The organism is Xanthomonas sp. NCPPB 2250, assembly GCF_056725265.1.
Genome location: NZ_CM161520.1, coordinates 2,121,187 through 2,135,879 on the forward strand (window position 1 = coordinate 2,121,187; position 14,693 = coordinate 2,135,879).

Annotated in this window: 9 protein-coding genes; 1 reads left to right on the top strand and 8 read right to left on the bottom strand. The window is 69.2% G+C overall.

Going from position 1 to position 14,693, the window contains the following annotated elements; all coding sequences use genetic code 11:
* The first annotated feature begins 178 nt into the window (after window positions 1–178).
* Complete coding sequence (locus AC1PMG_RS08880; RefSeq protein ID WP_481111344.1) at window positions 179–3,064, top strand: bifunctional diguanylate cyclase/phosphodiesterase; 2,886 nt, start codon at window positions 179–181, stop codon at window positions 3,062–3,064.
* Between the two features lie 405 nt (window positions 3,065–3,469).
* Here AC1PMG_RS08880 and AC1PMG_RS08885 read toward each other — a convergent pair whose 3' ends face one another.
* The 8 genes from AC1PMG_RS08885 to purB form a co-directional block, all read right to left on the bottom strand.
* The gene (locus tag AC1PMG_RS08885; RefSeq protein WP_481111345.1) at window positions 3,470–4,063 is read right to left on the bottom strand and encodes an LOG family protein; all 594 of its coding nucleotides are present in this window, start codon (window positions 4,061–4,063) and stop codon (window positions 3,470–3,472) included.
* A 227-nt stretch (window positions 4,064–4,290) separates the two neighbouring features.
* A complete protein-coding gene (gene lpdA, locus AC1PMG_RS08890; RefSeq protein WP_342072018.1) occupies window positions 4,291–5,727 on the bottom strand; it encodes a dihydrolipoyl dehydrogenase in 1,437 nt (478 codons plus the stop codon).
* Between the two features lie 185 nt (window positions 5,728–5,912).
* On the bottom strand, window positions 5,913–7,127 hold the full coding sequence (sucB, locus tag AC1PMG_RS08895; protein ID WP_342072017.1) for a dihydrolipoyllysine-residue succinyltransferase: 1,215 nt from the start codon (window positions 7,125–7,127) through the stop codon (window positions 5,913–5,915).
* A 47-nt stretch (window positions 7,128–7,174) separates the two neighbouring features.
* Window positions 7,175–10,000 carry a 2-oxoglutarate dehydrogenase E1 component gene (locus AC1PMG_RS08900; protein ID WP_342072016.1) on the bottom strand — a complete coding sequence of 942 codons (2,826 nt, stop codon included), beginning with the start codon at window positions 9,998–10,000 and terminating at the stop codon, window positions 7,175–7,177.
* A gap of 185 nt (window positions 10,001–10,185) precedes the next feature.
* Window positions 10,186–11,082: a GNAT family N-acetyltransferase gene (locus AC1PMG_RS08905; protein WP_481111346.1), complete on the bottom strand. Its 897-nt coding sequence runs from the start codon at window positions 11,080–11,082 to the stop codon at window positions 10,186–10,188.
* Window positions 11,083–11,089: 7 nt separating this feature from the next.
* A complete protein-coding gene (locus AC1PMG_RS08910; RefSeq protein ID WP_481111347.1) occupies window positions 11,090–12,331 on the bottom strand; it encodes a ribosomal protein uL16 3-hydroxylase in 1,242 nt (413 codons plus the stop codon).
* 285 nt (window positions 12,332–12,616) lie between these two features.
* Window positions 12,617–13,219 carry a DUF3060 domain-containing protein gene (locus AC1PMG_RS08915; protein ID WP_481111348.1) on the bottom strand — a complete coding sequence of 201 codons (603 nt, stop codon included), beginning with the start codon at window positions 13,217–13,219 and terminating at the stop codon, window positions 12,617–12,619.
* A gap of 66 nt (window positions 13,220–13,285) precedes the next feature.
* Window positions 13,286–14,653, bottom strand: a complete 1,368-nt coding sequence (purB, locus tag AC1PMG_RS08920) for an adenylosuccinate lyase (RefSeq protein WP_481111349.1) — start codon at window positions 14,651–14,653, stop codon at window positions 13,286–13,288.
* Between the last annotated feature and the right edge of the window lie 40 nt (window positions 14,654–14,693).

The following is a 14,693-nucleotide window of genomic DNA, read 5'->3' on the forward strand; positions in this document are numbered from 1 at the left end:
GGGAGGCGGGGGCCCGGGAGAGGGCGTCGATGGCGGAAATTCGGACAACATGGGTAGACAAACGCCTATCGCGACACTTCGGGGTCGATCGGGCGTCGATCGGTGCATGCAACGGGTATGCTGGTGGTGAAGGGCGAGCGTGGAGCAGTTCCGGGGGGCCCTGCAGGAGTTGTCGTCGATGCTGTTCAATTCGTCCACCACGGTCCGCGAAGACCCATCCGGCGGCCATGCCCCCGCGCGCACGGCGCAGGCCCTGTGCGGCCTGCTGCCGCCCGGCAGCGCCGTGGCGATCGGCTGCGGCGACGGTGTGGTCGGCCGCCTGCACGGCGCCAGCGCAGAGGCGCCGGGCTGGTTGCAGGCGCTGGTCGCGGAGGCGCTGGTCGACACCGCGCCGCTGCCGTCGACGGTGCCGGCGGTGCTGCACGTGCACCGCACCGCCGAAGGCGCCTGCGTGGCCATCGGCGCGGAGCTGGCGCAGCCGCTGGACGCAGCGCAACGCGCGGCCTGGTGCGATGCCGCCGTCGCCTTCGGCCTCAACCTGCTCGACACCGAGCGCATGCGCGCGCGCATCGAGGGCCTGGAGAAATCCAAGCAGCTGCAGCAGGCGCTGTACGAGATCGCCGACCTGGCCGGCGCCGATCTGGAAATGAGTCAGATGCTGCAGCGCGTGCATGCGGTCCTGGAATCGCTGATGTACGCGGAGAACTGCTACATCGTCGAGTACGACGAAGATCAGCAGAGCATGCGCTTTCTGTATTTCTCCGACCGCCACGACGACTTCGTCGCCGATCCGGAGCAGACCTACTTCCTGCGCGACATGCCGCACAGCCTCACCGTGGGGCTGCTGCGCCACGGCCGCGCGGTGCGCGGGCCCTCGGAGCAGGTGCGCGAACGCCTGCAGGTGGGCTACAACGCCGAACACGGCCCGGAGAGCCGCGACTGGCTGGGCGTGCCGATGCTGCGCGAGGGCCGCGTGTGCGGCGCCATCGTGGTGCAGAACTACGACTACGCGCTGCGCTACACCGACGCCGACCGCGCGCTGCTGGCCTACGTGGCGCAGCACGTGCAGACCGCGATGGACCGGCGCCATGCGCAGGTGCAACTGGAGCGGCGGGTGCACCTGCGGACCCAGGAACTGCAGCGCGCCAACCGCGACCTGCAGGACGAGATCCAGGAGCGCAAGCGCGCCGAGACGCTGCAACTGGCGCTGTTCCGCATCGCCGAGCTGGCGATCCGCTCGGAAAGCCTGCAGCAGTTCTACACCGAGGTGCACGCCATCGTCGGCGGGCTGATCGACGCGCGCAACCTGTACATCGCGCTGCTGTCCGACGACGACACGATGCTGGAGTTCGTGTACTCGGTGGACGAGTTCACCCCGTACCGGCCGCAACGGCGGCGCGGCCGCGGACTGACCGAGTACGTGATGCGGGTGCGGCGTCCGCAACTGCTCGAACTTCCCGACATCGACGCCTTGCTGGCGCAGGGCGAGGTACAGGAGTACGGCCAGCGCCCCTACAGCTGGCTGGGCGTGCCGCTGTTCGACGAAGGCGAGGTGATCGGCGCGATCGTGGTGCAGAGCTACATCGCCAAGGTGCGGTTCACCGAGCACGACCAGCGACTGCTGACCTTCGTCGCGCACAACGTCGGCAGCGGCCTGGCGCGGCAGCGCGCGCAGGAACGGCTGCGGCTGGCGCACGCGGAGCTGGAGCAGCGCGTGGAGGAGCGCACCCGCGAACTGGCCGAGGTCAACGAGCAATTGCTGGCGCAGATCGCCGAACGCTGGCGTGCCGAGCAGCGCCTGACCCATCAGGCGCTGCACGATGCGCTGACCGGGTTGCCGAACCGATCGCATCTGCTGGACCGGCTCAGCGAGGCGATCTCCCGCGCCCGCGGCGGCGGCAGGACCTTCGCCGTGCTGTTCCTGGATCTGGACCGGTTCAAGCTGGTCAACGACAGCATCGGCCACGCCGCCGGCGACGAGATGCTGGTGCAGGTGGCCAAACGCATCGTCTCCACGATCCGCGGCCAGGACGTGGTGGCGCGCCTGGGCGGCGACGAGTTCGCGGTGCTGACGCCGTGCGAGCACGGCCTGGACGGCGCGCGCGAATTGGCGCGGCGCCTGCTGCACGTGCTCGGCCAGCCGATGTGGGTGGCCGGCCGCGAGTTGTTCCCGTCCGGCAGCCTGGGCATCGCCGCCTGGCATCCGCGCTACCACAACGGCGAGGAGATGCTGCGCGACGCCGACGCGGCCATGTACCGGGCCAAGGCGCAGACGCAGGATCGCTGCGTGGTGTTCGACGAGGCCATGCGCGAGGCGGCGCTGCGCAGCCTGGATCTGGAGGCGGACCTGCGCCGGGCGATCAACAACCGCGACTTCGAGCCGTTCTACCAGCCGATCGTGCGCCTGCGCGACGGCGAGGTGATCGGCCACGAAGCGCTGCTGCGCTGGCGCCACGAAAGTCGTGGCTTGCTGGTGCCGAGCCAGTTCATCGACCTGGGCGAGGAGAGCGGCCTGATCGAGCAGGTGGACTGGCTGCTGTACGCGCAGGTGATCCGGCGCCTGGCGCAGAGCGAGGGCGGCTACGTCTCGGTCAACGTCTCGCCGCGGCACTTCCGCTCGCCGGATTTCACCGAGCGGCTGTTCGGGCTGATCGACACCGCCGGCGCCGATCCGCGCCGGCTGCGCGTGGAGATCACCGAGGTGGCGCTGCTCGACGACGCACCGCGCACCCTGACCATCCTGCAGGCGCTGCGCGAGCGCGGCGTGCTGGCGCAACTGGACGACTTCGGTACCGGCTTCTCGGCCCTGTCCTACCTGCACCGCTTCCCGATCTCGGTGCTGAAGATCGACCAGAGCTTCGTCGCCGGCCTGCAGGACGAGGGCAGTACCGGCAGCCACGCGCTGGTGCGCGGCATTCTCGCCCTGGCCAGCACCCTGGGCATCGAAACGGTGGGCGAAGGCATCGAGACCGAGCAGCAACTGGCGACCCTGCGCGAACTGGGTTGCGACTACGGGCAGGGCTATCTGCTTGGGCGCCCGGCCGCCGCGCCGCAACCGCTCTGAGGCGGCCACGTGCCGAGCGCGTCGCCATGCGCGTGGCGCCCGCGTCCGCACGCGCGTGTTGGCCCCAGCGCGAGACGTTGCGGCGCGTTTGTTCGATGCGCGCCTCCGTCACATCCCCAGCCGCTGGAGCGACTGAGCAGTTCGCCATCGCAGCTTGTCGTGTAGGAGCGGCTTCAGCCGCGACCGGGCGTTCCTGGTAAAGCCCCATCGCGGCTGAAGCCGCTCCTACAGGACTCTTCCCGTCGTGACGCCAAGCGCCCGGCGCTTGCCGCCGACACGTTGCCTTGGGCTTCAGTGCAACGCGTTGCGTCGCTTTTCATCAATCCGCGCCATGGAAGCAGTGAGGCGCCGGAATCTGTAACGCGTCGCCACGCGCCAGATGCTTACCGCCGATCAGAGACGCTCTCAGCGCAGCGCGTTGCGTCGCTTCTCGTCAATCCACTTCGACGCCTGCGCCGGCGTGTACTCGCGCATCCAGCCCAGCATCGTGTCGATGTCGCTGCCGTACCACAGGTCGGCGCGCTGGTCGGGGTGCAGGAAGCGCTCTTCGACCATGCGATCGATCATGCCGATCAGCGGCGCGTAGAACCCTTCCACGTCGAGGAAGGCGCAGGGCTTGTTGCCGATGCCGAGTTGGCGCCAGGTCAGCATCTCGAAGATTTCTTCCATGGTGCCGAAGCCGCCGGGCAGGGCGACGAAGGCGTCGGACAGGTCGAACATGCGCGACTTGCGCTCGTGCATCGAACCGACGATCTCCAGTTCGGTGAGGCCGCGGTGCGCCACTTCCCAGTCGGCCAGTTGCTTGGGAATCACGCCGGTGACCTCGCCGCCGGCGGAGAGCACCGCATTGGCCACGGTGCCCATCAGACCGACATTGCCGCCGCCATAGACCAGGCGCAGCCCCTGCTCGGCGATGCGCGTGCCCAGCGCGGTGGCACGTTCGACATAGGCGGGCTTGTTGCCGGCGTTGGAGCCGCAGTAGACGCAGATGCTTTTCATGGGATTGGGGAGTTGGGATTGGGGATTCGTAACGGCGGGATGTTGCCGGGCGTAAGGGTTAACGGTGTCGGGAGCAGGGCGTGCGGCTTTGGTCGACCGATTCGGCACCTTGTGGCGATCCGCAAAGCACGACGCCGGGCTTTCGCCCGGCGCCATGCCACTGCCGGAAAGATGCGGGACGGGGTACCGCTTTGCGAATCCCCAATCCCGACTCCCCAATCCCAGCCTCAGTTGGCCTTATGGATCGCCCGCTTGCTCACCGCCATGGCCGCGTCGTGGATCGCTTCGGACAGGGTGGGGTGGGCGTGGCAGATGCGCGCCAGGTCGTCGGCCGAGCCGTTGAACTCCATGGTCAGCACACCTTCGTGGACCAGTTCGGAGACGCCGACGCCGACCAGGTGCATGCCCAGCACGCGGTCGGTCTCGGCGTGGGCGATGACCTTGACGAAGCCCGCGGGCTCGCCCATCGCCACCGCACGGCCGATCGCCGCGAACGGGAAGCTGCCGGCCTTGTACGGCACGCCCTCGGCCTTGAGCTGCTGCTCGGTCTTGCCGACCCAGGCGATTTCCGGCTCGGTGTAGATGACCCACGGAATGGTGTCGAAGTTGACGTGGCCGGGCAGGCCGGCGATCAGTTCGGCGACCGCGATGCCTTCCTCGAAGCCCTTGTGCGCCAGCATCGGCCCACGCACGCAGTCGCCGATCGCCCACACGCCGTCGACGCCGGTGTGGCAGTGCGCATCGACCTCGATCTGGCCGCGCTCGTTGACCTTGACGCCGGTACCGTCGGCCAGCAGACCCTTGGTGGCGGCGCGGCGGCCGACGGCCACCAGCAGCTTGTCCACGTTGAGGGTCTTCTCGCCTTCGCCGTCGCTATAGGTGACGACCACTTCCTGCTTCTTGCCCTTGCCGGTGACCTCGGTCTTGGAGACCTTGGCGCCGAGCTTGATGTCCAGGCCCTGCTTCTTGAATTCCTTCAAGGCGGTCTTGGCCACTTCGGCATCGGCCAGGGCCAGGAAGTCCGGCAGCGCTTCGAGGATGGTGACCTCGGCGCCCAGGCGCTTCCACACGCTGCCCAGTTCCAGGCCGATCACGCCGGCGCCGATCACCGCCAGGCGCTTGGGCACCTCGGTGAAGTCCAGCGCGCCGACGTTGTCGACGATGGTCTCGCCGTCGAACTTGGCGAACGGCAGTTCGATCGAATCCGAGCCGGCGGCCAGGATCACGTTGGTGCCCTTCAGCTCGACTTCGCTGCCGTCGTGCTGCTTGACCTTGACCACGTTGCCCGGCTGCAGCTCACCGAAGCCGTAGTACGGGGTGATCTTGTTCGCCTTGAACAGCATCGCGATGCCGCCGGTGAACTGCTTGACGATCTTGTCCTTGCGCCCGACCATCGCCGCGACGTCGATCTTGGCGTCCTTGAAACTGATGCCGTGCTCGCCGAACAGGTGGCCCATGTTCCAGAACTGGCGCGAGGAATCCAGCAGCGCCTTGGACGGAATGCAGCCCACGCGCAGGCAGGTGCCGCCGAGCGCCGGCTTGCCGTCCTTGCCGAGCGCCGCGTCGATGCACGCGGTCTTCAGGCCCAACTGGGCGGCACGGATGGCCGCGTGATAGCCGGCGGGACCGGCACCGATGACGACGACGTCGAAATTTTCAGCCATTTCAGAATCCTTTGCCTTTCCCTTCTCCCGCCGGGAGAAGGTGGCGCGTAGCGCCGGATGAGGGTGCGGCGGAGCGGGGCGAGCTGCCGGGGCTTGCAGGGTTGGAGGGCGGGCGCTGGGCGTTGTCCAGTGCGGTCGTACCCTCACCCCAACCCCTCTCCCGGTGGGAGAGGGGCTTCAGGCGCTTACAGACCGAACAGCATCCGGCCCGGGTTTTCCAGCTGGTTCTTGATGTCGACCAGGAACTGCACCGAGTCCTTGCCGTCGATGATGCGGTGGTCGTAGGACAGCGCCAGGTACATCATCGGTGCGATCACGACCTGGCCGTTCTCGGCGATCGGACGCTCCTTGATCGCGTGCATGCCCAGGATCGCGCTCTGCGGCGGGTTGATGATCGGGGTCGACAGCAGCGAGCCGAAGGTGCCGCCGTTGGTCACGGTGAAGGTGCCGCCCTGCAGTTCTTCCAGGCTCAGCTTGCCGTCGCGCGCCTTCTTGGCGTAGTCGGCGATGCCCTGTTCGATGTCCGCGAAGGACTGCCGCTCGACGTTGCGCAGCACCGGCGTGACCAGGCCCTTGTCGGTGGACACGGCGATGGAGATGTCGCTGTAGCCGTGGTAGATGATGTCGTCGCCGTCGATCGAGGCGTTGACCAGCGGGAAGCGCTGCAGCGCGTTGGCCGCGGCCTTGACGAAGAAGCTCATGAAGCCGAGCTTGATGCCGTGAGCCTTCTGGAACTCGTCCTGCAGCTCCTTGCGCGCGGCGGAGACCTTGGCCAGGTTGACCTCGTTGAAGGTGGTCAGCATCGCGGTCGAGTTCTTCGACTGCATCAGGCGCTCGGCGATGCGCTTGCGCACGCGGGTCATCGGCACGCGCTCTTCCGGACGCGCACCGCTGGCCTTGCCGGCGCCGCCGTTCTTGGCGTAGTTGAGGATGTCTTCCTTGGTCACCGCGCCGCGGCGGCCGGTGCCTTCGACCTGCGACGGATCCACGCCTTCGGTGATGGCACTGAAGCGCGCGCCCGGCGGCAGGCTGGACACATCACCGGCGGCCTTCGGCGCGTCGGCCTTGGCGGCCTTCGGCGCTTCCGCGGCAGCGGCCTTGGGCGCTTCGGCCTTCGGCGCATCGGCAACCTTGGCCTCGGCCGGCGCCGCAGCGGCGGTCGCGCCTTCCTCGATGATCGCCAGCAGCTGCGAGCTGGTCACGGTGGCGCCGGTCTCGAACTTGATCTCCTTCAGCACGCCATCGACGGGCGAGGGCACTTCCAGCACGACCTTGTCGGTCTCCAGGTCCACCAGGTTCTCGTCGCGCTTGACCGCGTCGCCGGCCTTCTTGTGCCAGCTGGCGATGGTGGCATCGGATACGGATTCGGGCAGTACCGGAACTTTGACTTCGGTGGCCATTGCAGGGGGCGTCCTAGTGGTGTCTTTTTTGAAGTGTGAAAGGGGGTTTATTCAGCGACTTGGTCGTTGAACGGATTCAACAGCGCATCGGCGACCAGCTTCAGCTGTTCTTCCACGTGCTCGGCGAAATGGCCGGCGGCGGGAGACGGCGAACGGGCGCGGCCGGCGTAGTGCAGGCTCTGTCCGTCGGCCAGGCAGGCCTGCAGGTGGTGCTTGATCTGGTACCAGGCGCCCTGGTTCTGCGGCTCTTCCTGGCACCAGACCAGGTCGGTGGCATTGCCGTAGCGCTTCAGTTCGGCCGACAGCAGCTCGCGCGGGAACGGATACAGCTGCTCCACGCGCAGGATGGCGACGTCGTCCTGGCCGCGCTTGGTCTGGTCCTCGAGCAGGTCGTAGTAGACCTTGCCCGAGCAGGCGACCACGCGCTTGACCTTCTTCGGGTCGGCCTTGGCGTCCGGGATCAGGTGCTGGAACTCGCCGTCGGCCAGTTCTTCCAGGGTCGACACCGCCAGCTTGTGGCGCAGCAGCGACTTGGGCGTCATCACCACCAGCGGCTTGCGCGTGGACATGCGCATCTGCCGGCGGATCATGTGGAAGGCCTGCGCCGGGGTGGTGGGCACGCAGACCAGCATGTTCTCCAGCGCGCACAGCTGCAGGAAGCGCTCCAGGCGCGCGGAGCTGTGCTCCGGGCCCTGGCCTTCGTAGCCGTGCGGCAGGAACAGCGACAGGCCGGAGATGCGGCCCCACTTGGCTTCGCCGGCGGCGATGAACTGGTCGATCACCACCTGCGCGCCGTTGGCGAAGTCGCCGAACTGCGCTTCCCAGATGCACAGCGCATTGGGATCGGTGGTGGAGTAGCCATACTCGAAGCCCATCACCGCCTCCTCGCTGAGCAGCGAGTCGATCACGGTGGCGTCTTCCGGGTTCTCCACCAGCTGGCGCAGCGGCAGGTAGTAGCTGTCGGTCTTCTGGTCGTGCAGGATCGCGTGGCGGTGGAAGAACGTACCGCGGCCCGCGTCCTGGCCGACCAGGCGCAGCTTGTGGCCTTCGCCCAGCAGGGTGGCGTAGGCCAGGTTCTCGGCGAAGCCCCAGTCGCCCGGCAGTTCGCCGGCGGCCATCTTCACCCGGTCCTCGTAGATCTTGGCCACGCGCGGGTGCAGCTCGACGCCGCCCGGGATGGTGGTGATGATCTTGGCCAACTGGTCCAGGGTCTTGCGCTTGACCGTGGTGTCGACCTTGTCCGTCAGCTTGCCCGACAGGTACTTGGACCAGTCGATGGCGAATTCGTCGGGCTTGCGGGTCGCCAGCTCGGTGGTGTACTCGCCCGAGTCGAGCTTGTTGCGGTAGCCGTCGACCAGCGCCTGCGCCTCGCCGGCCTGCAGCACGCCTTCGCTTTCCAGCTGGGCGGCGTACAGCTCGCGGGTGGTCTTGTGCTTGCGGATGGTCTGGTACATCACCGGCTGGGTGGCCGCCGGCTCGTCGGCCTCGTTGTGGCCCCAGCGGCGGTAGCAGACCAGGTCGATGACCACGTCCTTGTTGAACTGCTGGCGGAAGTCGTAGGCCAGGTTGGCCACGAACGCCACCGCGTCCGGATCGTCGCCGTTCACATGGAACACCGGCGCGCCGATCATCTTCGCGACGTCGGTGCAGTACAGCGTGGAACGGGCGTCGTCGCGGGCGCTGGTGGTGAAGCCGATCTGGTTGTTGACCACGATGTGCACGGTGCCGCCGACCGCGAAGCCGCGCGCCTGCGACATCTGGAACAGCTCCATGACCACGCCCTGGCCGGCGAACGCGGCGTCGCCGTGGATGATCACCGGCAGCACCGACTTGCGCGCGGCGTCGCCGTAGCGCTCCTGGCGCGACCGCACGCTGCCGACCACCACCGGATCGACGATCTCCAGGTGCGAGGGGTTGAACGCCAGCGCCAGGTGCACCGACTTGCCGTCTGCCACCGCCACGTCGGCGGAGAAGCCCATGTGGTACTTCACGTCGCCGGTGTGGGCGCGGTCGTCGTGGGCATGCTCGAACTTGCCTTCGAACTCGTCGAACAGCTTGCGCGGGTTCTTGCCCAGGGTGTTGACCAGCACATTGAGGCGGCCGCGGTGGGCCATGCCGACCACGATGTCCTTGACCGTGTCGCTGCCGGCGCGCTGCACCAGCACGTCCATCATCGGGATCAGCGAGTCGCCGCCTTCCAGCGAGAAGCGCTTCTGGCCGACGTACTTGGTGTGCAGGTAGCGCTCCAGGCCCTCGGCGGCGGTGATCCGCTCCAGGGTGCGGCGGCGGCTGGCGGTGTCGCCGGCGATGTTGCCGCCCGCGTTCTCCAGGCGCTGGTAGATCCACTGGCGCTGTTCGAACTCGGAGATGTGCATGAACTCGCTGCCGATCGACCCGGTGTAGGTCGCCTTCAGCCGCGCCAGCAGGTCGCGCAGTTTCATCCGCGGCTGGCCGCCGAGGCCGCCGGTGCTGAACTCGCTGCCCAGATCGCTTTCCGACAGGCTATGGAACGGCAGGCCCAGGTCCGGCGGGTTCACCGGCGGGGTCAGGCCCAGCGGATCCAGCCGCGCGCCGAGGTGGCCGCGCGAACGGTAGGCGGTGATCAGGCGGCCGACATGGCGCTCGCGCTCGTCGCCGCTCGGGCCGGTGCCGCTGTTGGCGGCCTGGCGCGCGGCGCTGGCGATGTGGGCGATGACCGCCGAGTGGGGGACGTCACCGGCATCGCGGCCCTGGAAGCCGTCGAAGTAGGTTTTCCACTTGGGATCGATGCTGTCGGGAGAGACCAGATACTGCTCGTACAGGTCTTCGATATAGGCGGCATTGCCGCCGGCGAGTTGCGATGACTGCGCAAACTGCTTGAGTAGATTGTCCACGATGGTGGGGTGCGGTCGCTTTGTTTGGGGTGGCTTGCGGCAGGAACCGGCGGACGCGAGGGCCGCGCGGGCGTAATCAAGCGCAAAAATTATACCCCCATGAACCAGCCGGGGTGTGCATTCGGCGTGGTCAAGGCCGATCCCGGTTCATCCGTGGCGCGCGCGGCGGCGTCGGTCCGGCTGCCTCACCAGCCCAGGGCGCGCAGTTCGCTGCATGGGCGCGCACGCTCCCAGACCCGGTCGAAGGTGGCGCGCAACTGGCGTGCGCGGCCGCCACCGAGCAGGTCGGTCTCGCCGTCGTAACGGTGACCGAGTCCACGGAAGTAGTAGCCTCCGCCCTCGTTGACCAGGTAGGCGGTGGCGTCGCTGCGGTCCACCGGATCGCTGACTTCGCGGAACTGGAACACGCTGGGCAGGCGTTGCGCCAGGCCCAGCAAGGGCGCACCGGCTCGCTGCGGCGCGGCCGCGTCGTGCAGCAGCACGCGCACCTGCTTGGCATGCCCGGCGACCGCGAAGCGGCGCAGTTGCTCCAGCACGCGGGGATCGTCGAGCAGGCCCGGATCCAGTGCGCGGCTGTGGATCAGCACCTGGCGGCGGGCCTGTGCCAGCACCGCGATGCTGGCGGCGAGGGCCATCGCCGCGTCCTCCACCGCCACGGCGCCGTCGAAGCGGCGGCGCAGCGGCACGGCCTCCGCGGTGGCGGCCACGCCGCCCGGGGGCGGCAGGAAGCCATGACGGGCGCAGAACGCCAGTGCCGCGGCCGGCACCTGCAGTTCCAGTTGCGGCCAGTGCCGGCGCTGCGCTTCCTCGATCAGGCCGCGCAGCAGCGCGCTGCCGACGCCGCGCCCGCGCCAGTCCGGCAGCACCGCCAGCGCGGCGATCCGCCGGTCCGCGCCGAGCCGGGCCGCGCCCACCGCGTGGCCGTCCTCGCTGCGCGCGACCAGGTGCTCGCCCAGCGCGTCCGGCGCGGCGGCGGCGTCGGCCAGGTCCACGGTGGCGCCGGCCGCGGCACGCAGCGCGCGCAGTTCGACGCCGTCGCGGACGGGGTCGAGCGCAGCGATGCGGAAACCGGGGCCGGACATGGTCGGATCAGGCTGGGTCGGCGTCCTCGTCGGGCGCGTCCTCGGCCTCCAGCGGCTGGTAGAAGCCGCCTTCGATCAGCTCCAGCAGGGTCTGCCTGCCGGCCGCCGACAGCGCCGCGTAGTCGGTGCCGTCGATGTGCTCGGCCGCGGCCAGGCGCTTGGCGTCCTTGACCGGCAGCGCGAACTCCTGGCCGCTGCAGAACAGCATGGCGCCGCGACTGGCACGCCGCCACGCCGGCCGCGCCCACGGGTGCCGCTGCAGGACCAGGCCCTGCTCCAGCGCGGCGGCGATCTCCTCCGCCGGGGGCAGGCCAGCCGGCGGCAGGATGTCGCCGGCGGCGCGGTAGGTGGTGATGAAGCGGCCGAACCAGGCGCCCAGCTTGTCCGGGTCGTTCATGCGCAGCGCGTTCAGCGCCTCGACCACGCGGCCCATCGCCGCCGCGTCGATCTCGTACGGGTCGGCCGGCGCCTGCAGATCCTCGTCGTGGTAGCGCAGCGCCTCGTCGGCGCCGTCGATCAGGGTGTCCAGGTAATCGGCGATCAGCTCGGCCGAGGACGGTGCGCGCATGCCCACCGAGAAGGTCAGGCAGGCGTCTTCGGCGACGCCGTGATGCGGCACCAGCGGCGGCAGGTACAGCATGTCGCCCGGCCCCAGCACCCAGTCGTGGGTCGGGTCGAACTGGCGCAGCAGCTTCAGCTCCACGTCGTCGCGGAAGTCGGTCGGCGGCGCCGGGCGGCCCAGCGCGACGCTGGCGTCGATCTGCCAGCGGCGATGGCCGTGGGCCTGCAGCAGGAACACGTCGTAATGGTCCACGTGCGCGCCGACCGAGCCGCCGCGCGCGGCGAAACTGACCATCACGTCGTCCACCCGCCAGCGCGGCAGGAAGCGGAACTGCTCGAGCAGGGCGCGGATGTCCGGGTCCCACTTGTCCACGTCCTGCACCAGCAGGGTCCAGTCGTGGTCGGGCATACCGGGGAATTCGTGCTCCTGGAACGGGCCGCTGCGCACGCGCCAGCGGTCGTTGGCGCGGTCGTGCTCGATCAGCCGCGACAGCGCCGCTTCCTCGCAAGCCAGGCCGGCCAGGTCGCCCGGCTCGATCGGCGAAACGAAGCCGGGGAAGGCGTTGCGGATCAGCAACGGGCGCTTGTGCCAGTAGTCGCGCAGGAAGGTCGCCGCGGGCATGCCCAGCGGTTGCCCGGGACGGGCGTGGAGTTCGAAGGCGGGAGCGGCGGTCTTGCGGGCAGCCATGTGCGGTGGGTCCTTGCGACGCGGAAGGTAAAGGGCAGGCGCAGCGGCGCCGGCCGACCCCGCCATTGTCCGCCGGTTTGGCGCGTGGGGCCATCGCGCTGGTCTTCGTGTGCGCCGCCGTGCGCGGATGGGCGGCCATTCGGAGGCCCTGGCGGCGTGTCGCGACCGCGCATCGTGGGTGGCCCCGTGCGCGCAGGCCATGGGCGGCGCCAGGCGCATCCGGACTGGGCGATGACGGCGACGCCCCGGGTAGGTCAGGGCAGTGGGGGCGCAGCGCCGCTCGCGCTATTGGACGAGGATGCGGTTGTCGCGGCCGCCGTCGTCGACCTGGGCGCTGCCGCTGCGCTGGACGATGGCATTGCCGTTGCCCTGCAGGGCGATGGTGTCGATCTCGCTGGCCTGCAGCTGGTTCTGGTCGCCGGATACGTCCAATGTCGCGATGCGCGCCATCTGCAGCCGGCCATGGCGGCCGAACAATGCGACCTGCCCGACATCGCCGCGCATCGCGATCTGGGCGTTGTCGCCGAGCACGCGCAGGGTGTCGGCCCGCTCGATCTGCAGGTTGCCGTTGCGGCCGAACAGGCTGACGGTCGCGCAGTGCCCGTGCAGCACCAGGGTGGCGTCGCGGCCAACGATGTTCAGGTCGCGACCGTCGCAGTCGATATCGCCGCTGGCCGAGGCGGCCATGCGGATCGGCGCCTCGGCGTCGCGCTCGTCGCCATCGGCGATGTCGCCGGCCGACGGCGCCGCCGCGATCGGCGGCGCGGCCGGCATGACCACGGTGCGTGGGGCGGCGGTGTGCGCGCCATCGCCGGCCGGCGGGCGTGGCGCCTGCGCGCAGCCGGCCAAGACCAGCAGCGGCAACACAAACAACGGGGTGGGTCTCATCGCGGGGCTCTGCTGTGAGCCACCAGCATGCCCCGGGCCGATTAACCCAGGATGGACGGACCTAGCTCAGACGCCGCGCGCCAGCCGCTCGGCGAGGCCGACGTAGCCGCCCGGGGTCAAGTCGCGCAGGCGCTGCTTGGCGTCCTCGGGCAGGTCCAGGGTTTCGACGAAGGCGCGCATCGACTCGGCGGTGATGCCCTGGCCGCGGGTCAGCGCCTTGAGCTGCTCGTAGGGATTGGGCAGGCCGTGGCGGCGCATCACCGTCTGCACGGCTTCGGCCAGCACCTCCCAGGCGGCATCCAGGTCGGCGTCCAGGCGCTCCGGGTTCACGGTCAGCTTGCCCAGGCCCTTGGCCAGCGAGTCCAGCGCCACCTGGGTGTGGCCGAAGGCGGTGCCGAGCGCGCGCAGCACGGTGGAGTCGGTGAGGTCGCGCTGCCAGCGGCTGATCGGCAGCTTGGCCGAGAAGTGCTCGAACAGGGCGTTGGCGATGCCGAAGTTGCCTTCGGCGTTCTCGAAGTCGATCGGGTTGACCTTGTGCGGCATGGTCGAGGAGCCGACTTCGCCTTCCTTGAGCTTCTGCTTGAAGTAGCCCAGCGAGATGTAGCCCCAGATGTCGCGCGCCAGGTCGATCAGCACGGTGTTGGCGCGGCGGGTGGCGTCGCCCAGTTCGGCGACGTTGTCGTGCGGCTCGATCTGGGTGGTGTACGGGTTGAACACCAGGCCCAGGCTTTCCACGAAGCGCTGCGCGAAGCTTGGCCAGTCGACGTCGGGGTAGCTGGCGACGTGGGCGTTGTAGTTGCCGACCGCGCCGTTGATCTTGCCGGTCAGCTCGACCGCGGCGATCTGCCGGCGCTGGCGCTCGAGGCGCGCGACCACGTTGGCGATCTCCTTGCCCAGGGTGGTCGGCGAGGCGGTCTGGCCGTGGGTGCGCGACAGCATCGGCTGCGCGGCCTGCGCATGGGCCAGCGCGCGCAGCGTGGCGATCACCGCATCCAGGGTCGGCAGCAGCACCTCGCGCCGGGCCTGCTCCAGCATCAGCCCGTAGCTGAGGTTGTTGATGTCCTCGCTGGTACAGGCGAAATGCACGAACTCCAGGGCCGGGCCGAGTTCGGCGTCGTCCTTGAGCTGCTCCTTGATGAAGTACTCCACTGCCTTGACGTCGTGGTTGGTGGTGCGCTCGATCTGCTTGACCCGCGCCGCGTGTTCCACGCCGAAGCCGTCGGCCAGCGCGCGCAGGCGCTGCGCCGCTGCCGGCGAGAACGCCGCCAGTTCGCCGATGCCCGGCTCGGCGCCCAGCGCCAGCAGCCATTCGATCTCCACCTTCACCCGCGCCTTGATCAGGCCGTATTCGGAGAAGATCGGCCGCAGGGCGTCGACCTTGCCGGCATAGCGGCCATCGAGCGGGGACAGGGCGAGCAGGGCGGAATCGGACATGGCGGGGCGTGGGGTGATGTCGGCGGGGGCGCCATTCTAC